Below are 15,205 nucleotides of genomic sequence, written 5' to 3'. Positions count from 1 at the left end.
AGGCCCATCGCGACGTTTTCGGTGCTCAGCCCACAGGCGTGCGCTTCCGCGCCGAAAACGCCGCTCTGGACCCGTCTCCTGTGCGGGTGACCGCCGCTCTGGAACCCCAGAGCCGGCGTGGCACCGGTCAGCTCTGCGAGGTGTTCGTCCCGTCCGCGGGGGGGCGCGCGGCGGGCTGGGCAGCTCGGTCCTCGCGCCGCTGCACGGGCTTCGCGGGGATGCCCACGACCGTGGTGTTCGGCGCGACATCGTGCACGACAACGGCGTTGGCGCCGATCCTGGCGCCGTCACCGACCGTGACCCCGCCGACGATCTTCGCCCCCGCGCCGATGAAGAGGTCGCTCCCGAGCACCGGTGTCTGCCGCCGATCGGCGCCGATGGTCACCTGGTGCTCGATGAGCACGTTCGATCCGCCACGGACGTTGCCGTTGATGACAACGCCGTTCGAGTGGATGAGCACGAACCCGGGCCCGAAGTCCGCGCCGCGCCCGATCACGCAGCCGCCGGCCAGGTTGGTCGCCTTGTTGAGCAGCATCTCGAGCACCGGCATCCGGTGGACTCGCGCGGCCTGCGTGAACCTGTACAGGACCATCGCCGCCGTGCCGTCGGTCGCCAGCGTCTTCAGGAGAGTCGGCAGTGGATCGCTGCCGTAGCACCATGTGGCCTTCTGGCGCACGTCGGCCGCGATGAGTCGCAAAGTCCGCAGCATTCCGACGAGACTAGCGCATCTCGCCCCGCCCGTGCGACCTTTCGCCGCGCGCCCGCGGGGCACGTCGTCTCGTCTCGTCGCGCCGCGCCCGCGTGACCTTTCGCCGCGCCTCCGCTGCGCCTCCACTGCGCCTGCGCACCCCTGCTACATCTCGTCGTGGGTCCGCTCCGCCTGCGTGCTCGTGCGGTCTTTTCGCTGCCGCACCGCCCTGTTGCCATCCGGTCATCGGTCCGTCACATCGCTCGGGTACACGCGCTCTTCACCATGGCGCGGATTTTAGTCATCGAGGACGAGCCGGCGCTCCAGAAGGTGCTCGATTACAACCTCAGGCAAGCCGGGCATGAGGTGCTCCTCGCGGGGCAGGGCGGTGAGGGGGTCCGGCTGGCCGTGGACCAGCGGCCCGATCTCGTCTTGCTCGACCTCATGTTGCCCGATATCCCTGGGACCGAGGTGTGCCGTGCTCTCCAGCAGAGCGATGGCACCCAGCGGATCCCCGTGATGATCGTGTCGGCCCGCGGGGACGAGGTCGACCGCATCGTCGGCTTCGAGCTCGGCGCCGTCGATTACGTCGTCAAACCGTTCAGCGTGCGGGAGCTCGTGCTGCGCGTGCAAGCCGTGCTCCGCCGCGCGAAGTCCTCCGGAGAGGGGGAGCGGAGCATCGAGTTCGGGTGTCTGCGGATCGACGAGGGCGCTCACCGCGTGTGGGTCGAGCGCGAGGAGGTCGAGCTGACGCTCCTCGAGTTCAAGCTCCTCGTCGCGCTGTACGAGGCGCGCGAGCGCGTGCAGACGCGCACCGCGCTCCTCGACGGCGTCTGGGGCATCGACGTGAGCATCACGACGAGGACCGTGGACACCCACGTCAAGCGGCTTCGCGACAAGCTGCGCCGCGCTGGCGATTATATCCAGACCGTCCGCGGTATCGGCTATCGATTCGCCGCTTCGCCCGACGTCCCCGAGAGCCGCAGCGCCTGAGCGCCCTGCCGGGCGAGCACGACAATCGTTGCCCCACCGTCACCGGGTCGCAACGGCAGCCGATGTACCGTGCAGACGGTGATTCACATGCTGGGCGACATTGCTGAAGCCTGCCGGTCCTTCTCATGAGGCCCGGTGGAGCTCTGGTGTTGTCGCCAGCGTGTGCCGGGAGCCTCGATGCATCTTGAAACGTGGAATGCAGGGGAGGCCGATCCTGAGCGGGCCAAGCGCCTCGCGATCGGGGTTGCGGCTGGGCTCCTGCTGTTCGCGACCATCGCGCTCGCCGCCGCCCGCCTGAGCGGCGCGATCGCGCCTCCTCCGCCCGAGGAGGAGGTCGTCGAGGTCAAGCTCGCCACCCAGCTCCCCGAGGCGCCCCCCGTGGCTCCGGCGCCCGCGCCCCCGCCGCCGGCGGCGGAGGCTCCGGCGCCTCGCCCCGCGGCGCCCAGGCGCCCGGCGCTCGTCGCGCCGACCGCGGTGCCTACCGAGGCGCCGGCGGAGGCGGACCCGAGCCAGGCCAAGGCGAGCGACGACGATGCGTACGGAGAGCCGGGAGGCGTACCGGGCGGCGTGCCCGGCGGGGTCCCCGGCGGCACGGGAACGGCCGCCGTGGCTGCGCCCGCGCCGCCGCCGCCACCACCGCCTCCTCCTCCGCAGCCGAAAGGGCCGATTCACCTCCCCGAGAACGCCACGCCGCCTGTCGCGCTCTCCAATTCGCTCCCTCCCATCCCGGAGGCCGCGCGGAGCGCGGGGATAGAGGCCACCGTGGTCGTCAGGTTCGTGGTGACCGAGACCGGCGAGGTCACGAACGTCACCATCGTCCGCGGCCATCCGCTGTTCAACGACGTGGTGCTCGCGACGGTGAAGACGTGGCGCTACCGGCCGGCGATCCACGAGGGGAGGCCGGTGTCGACCTTCAAGACGGTCAGGATCCCGTTCAAGGCGAAGAGATGACGTCGAGCGCGCGGCCGTGGACGCGGCCTCTCGCGCGAGGAACGAAGGAGTTTAGCCATGATGCAGTTTGATCTCGGGCACATCTGGGCGACCATGGGGCTTTTGAGCAAGCTCGTCGCGTTCGCCCTCGTGCTCATGGCGCTGGCGAGCGTCGCCGTCGTGGTGGAGCGGCTCATCGCGCTCGCGCGTCAGGCGTCGGAGACCCGGCGCTTCGCGAGGGAGGCGCGCCCCGTGATGGAGGCCTGGGACACCGCGCGGCTCGTCTCGATCGCCGACGGGTACGGGCGCTCCGCGCTCGCCCGGCTCGTCGGTGCGGCCGTGCGCCGCTTCCAGCGCGCCGTCGAGGCCGGCGAGGGCGGCGTGCCCCCGGTGGAGCTCGCGCGCCGCGAGGTGTCGCGGCGACGCGAGGCGATCTCCGCGGACCTGCGCCGCGGCCTCTCGGTCCTCGCCACGGTCGGCTCGGTGGCCCCGTTCGTCGGGCTGCTCGGCACGGTCATCGGCATCATCACGGCCTTCCAGACCATCGCCTCGACCGGCTCCGGCGGCCTCGGCGCCGTGAGCGCCGGCATCTCCGAGGCGCTCATCGTCACCGCGCTCGGGCTCGCTGTCGCCATCCCGGCGGTGCTTTGCTTCAACTACCTCACCACCCGTATCGCCGCGGTAGAGCTCGCGCTCGAGCGCAGCGCGGGTGAGCTCATCGACGAGATGGAGAACGAACATGGGCGTTCGAGTGGAGAGCAGTCGCTCGGGTCGGCAGCCGCCGCCTGAGCCGGAGATCAACGTCACGCCGCTCGTCGACGTGGTGCTCGTGCTCCTCATCATCTTCATGGTGATCGCGCCCCAGATGGAGCATGGCGAGCGGGTCGAGCTCCCGGCGGTGTTTCAGCCGGATCCGAAGTCGAAATCAAAGCTCGACCCGATCTACGTGACGATCACCGGCGCAGGCACCGTGTTCCTCGAGAAGGAGGCCGTCGCCGACCTCGGTTCGCTCGGCGAGCGGCTGCGGGCCATCCGCGCTGCCGAGCCGGAGCGCCGGGTGGTCATCAAGGGCGACTCCTCGGTGAAGTACGGCCGGGTGCGGGAGGCCTTCGCGCTGTGCCAGGAGGTCGGGTTCGCCGGGATCTCGCTGCAGGTGAGCCAGCGGGGCGGCGGGGCGTCCGCGGAGCCGGAGGAGGGATAGCGCCGTGGGGATGAGCGTTCCGCAGGGCGGAGGCAAGAAGGGCGGTGTCGCGCCGAGCATGAACGTGACGCCGCTCGTCGACGTGGTGCTCGTGCTCCTCATCATCTTCATGGTCGTGACGCCGCTGCTCGCCAAGCAGTTCTGGCTGAATCTGCCCAAGAAGGACGACACCGCGAAGCTCGCGCCGCCTCCCATCGACGCCGACAAGCCCGTGGTGCTCACGGTGGATCAGCGCGGCGTCCTCCGCATCAATCAAGCCGAGGTGCAGCGCGGCGAGCTGAAGGAGCGGCTCGCGCGCATCTTCGCGGCGCGCTCGGACAACGTTCTTTACTTCGACGCGGATGACGAGGCCGTCTACGCGGTCGCCGTGGAGGCCATGGACGCCGCGCGCATGGGCGGGGCCAAGACGATCGCCGTCCTGACGGAGAAGCCCGCGCGCTGAGCCAGGTCAGAGGCCCGATGAGGTGAAGTCGAGGCGCGCGGGAGCCGCCGCCGCGTCGCTCGAGCGCGCGATCGCGGCGGGGTGCACGGGAGAGGGCGCGAGTTGGCCCTCCGCTCTCCTCATCAGACGGGCGCGCGTGCGCCCGGCCATCGAATCGAGAGTCGCGCCCGGGCTCGGAGCGCGCGAAGGGACAGGTGCATGAGTCGCAGAAGGATCTCGGGGGTAGTCGCAGCGCTGGTGACACCGCTTTGCTGGGGGGCCACGGCCCTCGCGCAGGGCGACCCCGGAGCCGCTGCGCCGCAGCCAGACGGCGCGGCGCCTCAGGCCGGCGGTCCTGCGGCAGAGGACGTCGCGGGGCTCGACGAGCCGAGCCCGTCGCGCCCGCCGCCCGCGGGGAAAGGCGTGGTGTGGGGCGTCGTCACGGACACCGCCACGAAGGAGCCCTTGCTCGACGCGCAGGTGTCCGTCGTGGGGACGAAGCTCAAGGCGATCGCGGACCTCGACGGGCGGTATCGCCTGGAGCTCCCGCCGGGCACCCATCAGCTGCGGGTCTGGTACGAGGCGTACAAGCCGCAGCGCGTGCAGGACGTACGGGTGACCGCCGGGCAGGTGGTGCAGGTCGATGTCGGCCTCGAGGGGGATCAGCAGACAGAGGAGGTCATCGAGGTCGAGTTCGAGCCGGAGCGGGCGAGCGTCGCGGCGCAGCTGCTCATCCGGAAGAACGCGGCCCACGTGGGCGACGCCGTCGGCGCGAAGGAGATCGCGAAGACCCCTGATCGCAACGCCGCCGAGGCCGCGAAGCGCATCGTCGGCGCGACCGTTGTCGACAGCAGGTACGTCTACGTCCGCGGCCTGGGCGAGCGCTACACGAACGCGCTCCTGAACGGCGCCCCGCTGCCGAGCCCCGAGCCCGACCGGCAGGCCGTCCCGCTGGACCTCTTCCCGTCGCTGGTCCTCAGCGACATCACCGTCGTGAAGACGTTCACGCCCGATCTCCCCGGCGACTTCGCTGGCGGCTCGGTCCAGATCAACACACGCGAGCTCCCGACGAAGTTCCTCTTCCAGGCATCGCTGTCGCTCGGGCTGAACAGCCAGGCGACGTTCCGCGATCGTCTGACCTACGCCGGATCGGGCACCGACTGGCTCGGGATCGACGGCGGCGCGCGCGCGCTTCCCAGCGAGATCCCCGACTACAAGGTGGTGCGGCTCGGCCCCAAGCCGGGCGGCGGCACCATCACCAGGGACGAGATGACGGCCTATGGGCGGGCGATCAACTCGTCGATGGCGACGACGCGGTCCTTCACCCCGCCGAACGGGAGCGGCAGCGTGGTCGTCGGCGACACCCTGAAGCTCGGCGGCGAGCAGCGCCTCGGTTACATCGCCACCCTGAGCTATGGCCGGAAGTTCGGTCCGCGCGCCAACGAGCGCGCCAGCACCTTCGAGCCCGATCCTGTGAGCGGCGAGCCCGTACGCAAGAGCGACACCAGCACCGGAAGCATCCGTGATCAGGTGTCCTGGGGCACCTTCGCCAGCGTCACATACAACCCGGATCAGAACCACAAGGTGACGATCACCGGACTCCACAGCCGCTCGTCCGAGGACGTGGCCAGCGAGATCAACGGGAACCCTACAGACGGCAGCAGCGCGTTTCGCGACACCCAGCAGCGGTTCATCTCTCGCGCCCTCTCCTTGGGTCAGCTCCAGGGAGAGCATCGCTTCGCAGCGCTGGACGGCGGTAGCGTCGACTGGAAGGCGTCCATTTCCCACGCTTCCTCGGACGAGCCCGATACGAGGGAGGCCGTCTACATCAGGGACGATACGAGCGGAGCCTACGCGTGGGACGAGGGCACGCTGAGCGGCGCCCATTTCTTCAGCGACATGACCGACACGAACTACGGTGGGCAGCTCTCCTATACCCAGCCTCTCGTCCGGGGGGACGCTCCGACCCGGCTGAAGGTGGGCGGTCTGTTCAACCTTCGAGAGCGCGAGTTCAACGCACGCCGGTTCCGGTTCAAGCAGCGCCCGGGCTCGGATCCGACGATCCTGCGCCAGGAGCCAGGCCAGCTGTTCTCCGATGAGAACATCGGCACGGCGCTCGAGCTGGAGGAGATCACGCGCGAGACCGACTCCTACACGGCGAACAGCGATCTCTATGCAGGCTACGTGATGACCGACGCCGCCATCACACGATGGCTCCGCGCGGTGCTCGGCGCCCGGATCGAGGCCTCCACGCTGTCGTTGAGGGCGTTCGACAGGTACTCCCCGGCGAACCCCGAGATCAAGGCCGAGAGCGACAAGGTCGATCTCCTGCCTGCGGCCAACGTCATCGTCAAGGCGAGCTCGATCTCGAATGTCAGGCTCGGCGTATCCAAGACGTTGGCTCGACCCCAGCTCCGCGAGCTCAGCCCGACCTTGTATCAGGAGGGATACAGCGGGAGAGAGGCGCAAGGCAATCCGGACCTCGGGCGGACGAGCATCGTGAACGCCGATCTCCGCTTCGAGATCTTTCCGACGGCCGGCGAGGTGGCCGCGGTCAGCGTCTTTTACAAGCACTTCCAGGATCCGATCGAGGAGATCATCTTCCCGAACGGCGGCAGAGGCAGGCTCAGCTACGTGAACGGAGACGCCGGTCATGTCGCCGGGGTCGAGCTCGAGGTCAGGAAGGGCCTGGGCTTCATCACCCCGCTCCTGAAGGAGGTCACGGCGCTTGGAAACCTCACGTTCGTGCAGTCGGAGGTGACGGTCGATCCCGAGGACAACGCGGGAGGGGTCACCATCCAGAGCAACCCGACGCACCCGCTCCAGGGGCAATCTCCCTTCGTCGTCAACCTGGGACTCGACTATGCCAGAGAGTCGAGCGGCACGAGCGCCCGGCTCCTCTACAACGTGTTTGGCGCCCGGCTCAAGCGGGTGGGCGCCAGAGGGCTGGAGGACGAGTACGAGCAGCCGCGACACCAGATCGACCTGACCGTGGCTCAGCGCCTCGGCGAGCACGTCGAGCTGAAGCTGGCCGGTGAGAACCTCATCGATGCGCCCGTCCGCGTCACCCAGGGGAAAGAGGACGATGAGGACAAGATCATCAGCCAGTACAGCGTTGGGACGACTGTGACGTTGAGCGCGGCGCTAACGTACTGAGCATCTGCCATTGAATCGTCACGCGGTGCTCGTCACAATTTCTCCTACATACGCCATGTTGGGGGAGGAGGTAGAATAAATTGCGTACATTCAAATTGGCCTTGGTTTGCGCCTCGGCGCTCTCCGTTGCGGCGTTTGCTGCGTGCGGCGATGACGACAATGTCTCCCCGTCCTCGACCAGCACCTCGTCCTCGAGCGCCTCTACCGGCGGTGGCGACGGCGGTGGCGGTGGCGACGGTGGCAGCGGCGGTGGCGACGGCGGTGGTGGTGGCGACGTCAGCGCCGATTGCTCCTCCCCGGTGGAGGTCAGCGAGGCGATCACCGCCAGCACGAAGTGGACCGCCGACAAGTGCTACCTCATGAAGGGGATCATCTTTGTCGAGCGCGGCGCGACCCTGACCATCGAGCCCGGCACGACGGTCATGGGCGAGAAGGTGAGCCTCGCCACGCTCGTCGTGAAGCCCGGCGCCAAGATCAACGCCAAGGGCACGGCGAGCAAGCCCATCGTGTTCACGAGCCAGGGCGAGGAGGGCGATCGCGCCGCCGGCGACTGGGGCGGCGTCATCCTGCTCGGCGAGGCGCCCGTCAACGTCGAAGGCGGCAAGGCCAGCGTCGAGGGCATCACCGGCGAAGGCACGGAGTACGGCGGCGACAAGCCCGCGGACAACAGCGGTGTCCTCGAGTACGTGCGTATCGAGTTCAGCGGGATCCTCCTCTCCCAGGACAACGAGGTCAACGGCCTCACCTTCGCCGGCGTGGGCTCCGGGACGACCGTCGATCACGTGATGGTGCACCACACGCTCGACGATTGCTTCGAGTTCTTCGGCGGCACCGTCAACGCGAAGCACCTCATCTGCGCGCAGAACGGCGACGACGGCTTCGACTTTGATCTCGGCTACACCGGCAAGCTCCAGTTCCTCGCGCTCCAGCAGGACCCGTCTGTTGCCGACGAGACGAACGGCTTCGAGGGCGACAACGACGCCGACTCGTCGGCCAACACGCCCGTCAGCGAGCCGACGATCTACAACGCGACCCTGTGCGGCAAGAACAAGGAGGTCGACAAGCAGCAGTACGGCATGCTGCTCCGACGCTCGACGAAGGCCCACATCTTCAACACCATCGTGACCGGCTTCGAGGCGGGGGTGGATCTGCGGAACGAGCTCACCGAGGTCGAGCTCGCGAGCTCGATCTTCTTCGGCAACCTCGAGGCGAACATCGCCTACGAGGAGACCGACACCGAGGCGGCGACCGAGTCGAAGCTCGACGACGACGACGACGCTGGCGCGGACGAGGTCGCGTGGTTCGAGGGCGAGGCGACCAACAGCGCCGAGGATCCTGGGCTCGCCGACTGCTTCGCCGCCACGCCCGACTTCCGGCCTGAGGCCACGCTCACCGAGAACGCGGCGACCCCGCCGGATGACGGCTTCTTCGACGCGGAGGCGAGCTACATCGGCGCCTTCAAGGCCGATGACACCTGGGCGACGGGCGCCTGGGTCTCGTTCGACGCGAACTGACGCGGCGCCGTCCGCGCCGGCCCTTCGCGATGCGGCGGGCGGACTGGATCCGTAGCGAGAGAAATGACGAAGGCCGGCTCTTCAGCCGGCCTTTATCGTCTCTGGCGTCACGACTCCGCCGCAGGCGCTCAGCGCACCCGCGGCGTAAACCCGGACACACTGCTGCGATGCTCGCTGCATACGCCTCGCGCGTCCGGGGTCTCTTTGAATGACACCCTTCCGCACACTTCGCAGATGCACAGGTGTGCGCGATAGAACTCCCGGTCGAGCAGGATGTCGGCGGCGAGCAAGCTGAGCACAATGTCGCCAAGGAAGTCGATCTCGCGCGGCGAGGCGACCCAGACGGGACGGCCTCCGACCGCCGCCCGGCGGACCCTGCCCCCGTAGATCGCCGCGTTCAGGAATCGGTCGTCGGCGACGGGCGCGATCAGCCCCCGGAGCGCCGTGATGACGCGCCCGCGGGCCTTGTGGATGAGCTCCTCGAGGTTGCTGCCGCCGTCGGCCCGGGGATCGAGCATGACGGGCGTCGCGCCGGGCTCGCGCACGATCTGGGGACGCTTCATGAGGCCCGGGGTCACCAGGTGGTCCACGAACCAGTCCTGGAGGTCCTTGGGCGTCCACTCGGACGCCGGCCACTCCAGGAACTCGAGCGCGCCGCGGAGGCCGGTGATGCTCTGGAGACCGGGGTGGGTGGAGAAGCTCGGCAGGGTGCGGGATGTGTGCATACGCCGGGGCGAGCGACGGCTCGCTTCGTCGATGTTGCGGCCGGATCCCATGTTCACCTCGAGGGCGGACCCCCGGTCCCGATGGATGCGAGCTCTTGCAGAGGCCACCATGCCGAGGGAACAAGCACAACTTGTGCCGAACCTGGCGAACGGGGCGACGTGGATTTGCTGGGAGTTCTGCCCAAAGAGCCCCCGCAGGCCGTTGGGATGGCCGGCCACTGGCCGGCCAGGTTCTTCAACGGGTAAGATTGCGCCCGATGGACCACTCCACCGTCCGCGTCTCGGTTCCACCTGAGCCCTCGGTCGCCGAGCCTGTTCCCGGCATCGTCCTGATCTTCTCGGGGGATCAGCCGCGCTGCGCGCCCATCCCGCTGGATCGTGGCTCCGTGGTGGTGGGTCGCGGAGGCGTCGGCGGCGTGCCCCTCATGGACGACTCACTCATGTCGCGGCGACACGCCCGCATCGCGTACGACGGCGGCGTTTGGACCGTGGAGGACCTCGGCAGCACCAACGGGACGTCGGTCAACGGCGAGCCCATCCGCGGCGAGGTGCGGAGGGACGCGATCCAGGTCGTCGGCGCGGGGACGTCGGTGTTCCTCGCGCTCAGCGACATCCGGAACTTCGCGCGCGGGGGCGTGCGCCTCGAAAAGGAGAGCGTCCTCGGGCCGAGGCTGCAGCTGATTTACGACACGATCATCCGCGCCGCGGCCGGGGGAGATAGCCTCCTCGTGACGGGCGAGAGCGGCACGGGCAAGGAGCTCGCGGCGCGCGCCTACCACGAGGCGGGGCCGCAGGCGCGCGGCCCGTTCGTCGCTGTCAACTGCGCGGCCATCCCGGAGGGCCTGGCGGAGCGGCTCCTCTTCGGCGCCAGGCGCGGCGCTTACTCCGGCGCGACGCACGACACCGACGGCTATGTGCAGGCCGCCCACGGAGGCACGCTCTTCCTCGACGAGGTGGCGGAGCTCGACGCGGCCGTCCAGGCGAAGCTGCTGCGGACGATCGACACCCGGCAGGTCCTCGAGCTCGGCGCGGTCGCGCCTCGCCCGGTGCAGATCCGGATCTGCGCGGCGACACACGACCTGCGCGCCCGCGTCGCCCAGGGCCGCTTTCGCGATGATCTCTACTACCGAATCGGTCGGCCCGAGGTCCGGCTCCCGCCCCTCCGGGAGCGGACCGAGGAGATCCCGTGGCTGCTCGCGCAATGCGCAAAGGCGGTCGGTGCGGCCGCGCACAGCGCGTCGCCGACGATTCACCATTCAATGATCATCGCGTGCGCGATGCGCCGCTGGCCGGGGAATCTGCGCGAGTTCGTCGGCGAGGCGCGGCGCGCGGCGACGCGCGCGCTCGACGAGGGGCGGCGCACGGTCGAGGCCAAGGATCTGGATCCGCTCGCCGGCGTCGGGCTGAGCCCGGAGGCGCTCGAGACGCACGCCCGGCCGACGGCGAGCGACGTTCGACCGGCGCGCGCAGGACAAGCGCCGCCCGAAGATGAGATCGCCGAGGCGCTTCGCCTCGAGCGAGGCAATGTGTCTCGCGCGGCCATCAGGCTCGGAGTGCACAGAAATCGAATTCGACGCTGGCTCGAGAAGAATGGCGTCGATCGCTCCCACTTCGCGGAGGGAAGCGACCTGTCCGATAACGACTGAACCGCTGGCGCCCGCCGTCGCATGCACAAGTGCAGGAGTGCGTCAATGGTGCCGCCGCGTCGCTGGAGAGCGCTCGTCTTTCGGCTGCGCTGCGATGACGAAGTCACTCCCGGCGTAGGCTGCTGAGCCCGATGGGGCGGTCGTTCCATACATCACCTCCAGCAAACGCTCTGCTCCTTCCGAAGGCCTGAAGACCGTCGCGGCGCTGTTTCTCGGGCGAAGCCGCGCCCGATCGTCGCAGGGTTGCCTCCATCTGGCGACGCAACGTGGGCTCGATCGACCGAACGCCCATGTATAGGGACTTTACAGAGCTGGTTATGCGGGTTGTAATGTGGTGTGTAAGCCCCGTCCCCAGCGAGGTGCTGTCACGACCACGGTCAACTCAACGAGTCCGGCGCGTGCTCGCCAGGTCGGAGCCCACGATGCGCCCTGAAGAGACCACTGGTGAAGTGTGCCGTGGCCGCGCGTCGCGCGCGGCCTGCGTCATCGAGGCCGCGCTCTTCGCGATCCGCGCGCCGTGGCCGCCGGGGCTTCCGCCTGCGGCGCGATCACGCTCGCCTCGCGGGACGCCTACGAGTGCCTACGTCTGTCGCCAAAAGACAGGCTCGGACGGCGCGCGGAACACGAGGACGGGGGCGCGACGCACAATGACGATCTTGGACTTGACCGGGCGGGCGGCTTCATCGATGTACAGAGAGTTGTCTGTCGGGTCTCCGTGCGAGCTCAGGCCCCGTCGCGTCACGGGCGGGCGCCACGCTTCGCGGCCTTGCCGCGGGCGCGCGGCCGCCGAGCGCCGGCCCCTTGCTCGCCGTCGGGCTCTCCCTCAACGACACCTGCAAACATTGAAACCCCTGGCTCCTGCGAGGTGGTCGACGTCATGCGTTCGCGCCTGAAATCGGTTGCCCGCGGAGAGCCCAGCCAGGACGGCGGGCTGCCTGGTTGAACAGCCCTGGACACCATGAACGCGATCCGTAGACACGTATCGGCCGAAGAGGCGCCTCTTAGCCTACGAGCGCACATCGAGGGGCCCACCAGCTCGACCGCGTCCAGCCCAGGGCAGCAGCCGAGCTCGGGGACCCGCCAGACCCACTCGCGTCGCCGCCCGTTCCTGAGCCGCCTCCTCGCGGCGGGCGAGGCGATCGACGCGGGGGATAGCGAGCGCGCGAGGGCCCTCATCGAGGGCATCCTGCGGGCTGAGCCCGATACGGGGGACGCGTCCGAACGCATTTCCGGCGTGTTTGGCCGGGCGCTGCTCGCTCGCCTGGACGGAGATCGCTCCGGCGACGGGAATCTGTACCTGCGCAGCGCTGGGCCGCGGGACATGCTCGCGGCGTTTCAGCTGCTCGTGCACGCGACGCCGCTCATCCGGTTCGGCTACCTCAGCGCGAACGCGGCCATCGTCGAGGCGTTCCAGGATGAAGGGGAGATCCATGTCATCGACATCGGCGTTGGCGGCGGTACGCAGTGGCCATTCCTGCTACACCGGCTGGCGACGCGGCCCGGCGGCCCGCCGCGGGTCCGGCTGACCGGCATCGACCTGCCGTGCCGGGGCCCCGATCCCGAGCAGCGGCTGCGCTGGGCGGGCGCGTTCATCGGGGGGTGGGCGGAGCGGCTGAAGGTCCCCTTCGAGTTCCACGGCGTCGCGTCCTCGGTGGAGCGCGTCGACTGGAGCCGTATCGCGTCCCGCTCCACGGCGCCCATTGCGGTCAATGCGGCGTTCGCATTGCACCACGTGCCGGATGCCTCGGTGCACGCCACGGCGAACCGCGACACCATCCTCACGAGGATCCGCGCGCTGTCGCCGCGCGTGCTGACGCTCGTCGAGCCGGATGTGGAGCACAACGCGCACCAGTTCCTCCCGCGGCTGTCGGAGGCGATCGGCCACTACTATGCGGTATTCCAGGCGCTCGAGGCGCTGCTCCCGCCGCACATCGCCGCGCGGGAGACCATCGAGCAGGTCTTCTTCGGGCAGGAGGTGATGAATGTGGTGGTGGGCGAGGGGGCCGCGCGGGTCGAGCGGCACGAGCGCCGGGGCGCCTGGCAGCGCCGCCTCCGCATGAACGGCTTCGAGCCGCTCCGCGTCTCGCCGCATGAGTCGCTGGTCCGCGGAGCGCTCCGCCTGAGCCAGGGGTTCGACGTCCGGAGCGACGAGCCCGCGCTCCTGCTCATGCGCAACGGCGTGTCCATCGTGGCCGCGTCGGCGTGGCGTCCGCGGCAGCTCCCGCCGCCATCCCGGTTCATGTCCGGGCTGTTCCGCCGCTAGGAGCGCTGAACAACGCAGGTGAGCCCATAACGCGCGATCTGCGCCCCTCTACCAACAACCGCTTCCCTGTCCAGATCACCTCCGGAGGCGAGCGGCTCCTCGCTCTCAGCGCCTCAGGACGGCGAATGCCACCCAGAGCACCAGCGCGCCGATCGCGAGGCCTGCGAGGGGGATCCACAGGGCGCGGCGCTTGTGCATTGCGATCTCCCAGAGGTCGCGCCGGTACTCCGGCGTGGGACCGCCCTCGGCAGCGGACCGGGGGTGGTGCAGGGGAAGAGGGCTCAGCCCTTCGCGCCTGACGAGCTCGAACAGCACCGAGCCGCGCGCCTGAGCCCGTGCGAGCTGCCCCAGCATCTCACGGCGACAATGAAGGCAAAACGTCGACGCATCCTCTTCGATGCCGACAAGGTCGAGCTCCCGTAGCTGCTGCTGCTCCCAGCTCTCCCTGGCTTGCCGGGCCTCGCTGTGCGCGTCCTCTCGGCGGTCGTCGTGGTGTGGGCTGTCCTTCGCGCTCATCGCAGCTCCTGATGGGGGCCGCGGCCTGCGGCTCCCTACGAGGATCTATTCCGGCCAGCCGCGAGAAATTCTCACGCAATGCGCCAGGCGGACATGCCGCGCTGGCCGCAGGCCACCCGGACGAGCAGCCGACAGTCAGCGAGCGGCGAGCTCAGCAGGTGACGAGCACCTTGAGGGCGCCAGGCGCCGCCGCGGCCGCCAGCGCCTCCGCGGCGCGCTCCAGCGGGAGTCGCGCTGACACGAGGGAGCGGACGTCGACGGTACGGGCCTCAAGGGCGCGCAGCGCTGGCTCGAACAGCCCGCAGCGCGACCCGACGACGGTGATCTCGTTGATGACGAGCTCCGCGAGGTGGACGCTGGAGAGCCCGGCCACCGTGCTCTTGAGCACGAGCGTGCCCCTGGGCCGGGTCGCGCGGACCGCCCTCACGAACCCCTCGGCGGTGCCGGTGGCCTCGACCACCAGCTCGGCCGGATCTCCGGCCCAGACGCCCGGAGGCGGAGAGGCGCCGGCGTCGGCCTGGCCCGCGGGCTCCGGGCGAACGAGCTCGGTCGCGATGCCCTGCGCGCGCAGCAGGGCGAGCTTCTCCTCGTGTTTGCCGACCGCGAGGACGCGGGCGCCAGCCTGGTGGAGCACCTGCGCGATGAGCAGGCCGAGCTTCCCGTCGCCGAACACGAGCGCGGACGTGCCCGGGGACACACGCACCTGCTCCAGGATCGCGAACGCCGCCGCGAGCGGCTCCGCGAACACCGCCTCCTCGTCGTCGACCCCGCCGGCCACGGCGTGGAGGTTCGCCACGGGCACCGCGACGCGCTCCGCCAGCGCGCCGTCGGCGCCGACGATGCCCATGACCGTGCGCGTCGGGCAGTGCCTGCCCAGCCCGCGCGCGCAGAGCTCGCAGCGGCCGCACGCGAAGTTGATCTCGCCCACCACGCGGCGGCCGCGCCAGGCGGCCGGGCCCTCCACGACGTCGCCGACGAACTCGTGGCCGAGCGTGCCGCGGAAGCCCATGTAACCTTTGATGATCTCGAGATCCGTGTTGCAGATCCCGGCGCACCGCACCTCGACCACGGCCATGCCGGCCGTGGTCGAGGGGGGGTCGCGGTCGATGACGCGCGCGGCCGTTCCGTCCCAGACCAGCGCTCGCACGGTCG

The 15,205-nt window shown here is 69.7% G+C and carries 13 protein-coding genes; 9 read left to right on the top strand and 4 right to left on the bottom strand.

All coding sequences use genetic code 11. The annotated features are described in order from the left end of the window. Positions 1–127: 127 nt before the first annotated feature. Entirely contained in the window at positions 128–709 is a 582-nt protein-coding gene (locus tag WME79_RS28330) for a serine O-acetyltransferase (RefSeq protein WP_437520988.1), read from the bottom strand. 264 nt (positions 710–973) lie between these two features. Here WME79_RS28330 and WME79_RS28325 point away from each other — a divergent pair, with 264 nt between their 5' ends. The 7 genes from WME79_RS28325 to WME79_RS28295 all read left to right on the top strand — a co-directional run bounded on the left by WME79_RS28325 (position 974) and on the right by WME79_RS28295 (position 8,903). Beyond that, a complete protein-coding gene (locus tag WME79_RS28325) occupies positions 974–1,681 on the top strand; it encodes a response regulator (RefSeq protein ID WP_437520985.1) in 708 nt (235 codons plus the stop codon). Between the two features lie 177 nt (positions 1,682–1,858). Continuing rightward, positions 1,859–2,632, top strand: a complete 774-nt coding sequence (locus WME79_RS28320) for an energy transducer TonB (protein WP_437520982.1) — start codon at positions 1,859–1,861, stop codon at positions 2,630–2,632. Between the two features lie 57 nt (positions 2,633–2,689). Further along, positions 2,690–3,400 carry a MotA/TolQ/ExbB proton channel family protein gene (locus WME79_RS28315; RefSeq protein ID WP_437323078.1) on the top strand — a complete coding sequence of 237 codons (711 nt, stop codon included), beginning with the start codon at positions 2,690–2,692 and terminating at the stop codon, positions 3,398–3,400. Next, on the top strand, positions 3,351–3,812 hold the full coding sequence (locus WME79_RS28310; RefSeq protein WP_437520979.1) for an ExbD/TolR family protein: 462 nt from the start codon (positions 3,351–3,353) through the stop codon (positions 3,810–3,812). The genes WME79_RS28315 and WME79_RS28310 overlap by 50 nt, the downstream gene beginning before the upstream one ends. Before the next feature lie 10 nt (positions 3,813–3,822). After that, positions 3,823–4,254 (top strand): ExbD/TolR family protein, encoded by a 432-nt coding sequence (locus WME79_RS28305; RefSeq protein WP_437520976.1) that lies wholly within the window; start codon positions 3,823–3,825, stop codon positions 4,252–4,254. 198 nt (positions 4,255–4,452) lie between these two features. Continuing rightward, positions 4,453–7,389: a carboxypeptidase regulatory-like domain-containing protein gene (locus WME79_RS28300; protein WP_437520973.1), complete on the top strand. Its 2,937-nt coding sequence runs from the start codon at positions 4,453–4,455 to the stop codon at positions 7,387–7,389. A 101-nt stretch (positions 7,390–7,490) separates the two neighbouring features. Continuing rightward, on the top strand, positions 7,491–8,903 hold the full coding sequence (locus WME79_RS28295; protein ID WP_437520971.1) for a hypothetical protein: 1,413 nt from the start codon (positions 7,491–7,493) through the stop codon (positions 8,901–8,903). Between the two features lie 128 nt (positions 8,904–9,031). Here WME79_RS28295 and WME79_RS28290 read toward each other — a convergent pair whose 3' ends face one another. Continuing rightward, the gene (locus WME79_RS28290) at positions 9,032–9,628 is read right to left on the bottom strand and encodes a hypothetical protein (RefSeq protein ID WP_437520968.1); all 597 of its coding nucleotides are present in this window, start codon (positions 9,626–9,628) and stop codon (positions 9,032–9,034) included. Between the two features lie 257 nt (positions 9,629–9,885). On the opposite strand from WME79_RS28290, the gene WME79_RS28285 reads away from it, so the two are divergent. Beyond that, positions 9,886–11,274: a sigma 54-interacting transcriptional regulator gene (locus WME79_RS28285; RefSeq protein ID WP_437520965.1), complete on the top strand. Its 1,389-nt coding sequence runs from the start codon at positions 9,886–9,888 to the stop codon at positions 11,272–11,274. Positions 11,275–12,232: 958 nt separating this feature from the next. Next, positions 12,233–13,537 (top strand): GRAS family protein, encoded by a 1,305-nt coding sequence (locus WME79_RS28280; RefSeq protein WP_437520963.1) that lies wholly within the window; start codon positions 12,233–12,235, stop codon positions 13,535–13,537. A 105-nt stretch (positions 13,538–13,642) separates the two neighbouring features. Here the strand turns inward: WME79_RS28280 and WME79_RS28275 are convergent, their stop codons facing one another. Further along, entirely contained in the window at positions 13,643–14,053 is a 411-nt protein-coding gene (locus tag WME79_RS28275; RefSeq protein WP_437520960.1) for a hypothetical protein, read from the bottom strand. A gap of 151 nt (positions 14,054–14,204) precedes the next feature. Then, positions 14,205–15,200, bottom strand: a complete 996-nt coding sequence (locus WME79_RS28270; protein WP_437520957.1) for an MDR/zinc-dependent alcohol dehydrogenase-like family protein — start codon at positions 15,198–15,200, stop codon at positions 14,205–14,207. Between the last annotated feature and the right edge of the window lie 5 nt (positions 15,201–15,205).

It is taken from the genome of Sorangium sp. So ce726 (assembly GCF_051521405.1).
Classification (GTDB): Bacteria; Myxococcota_A; Polyangia; order Polyangiales; family Polyangiaceae; genus Sorangium.
This window is presented reverse-complemented; position numbering and strand designations above follow the sequence as displayed.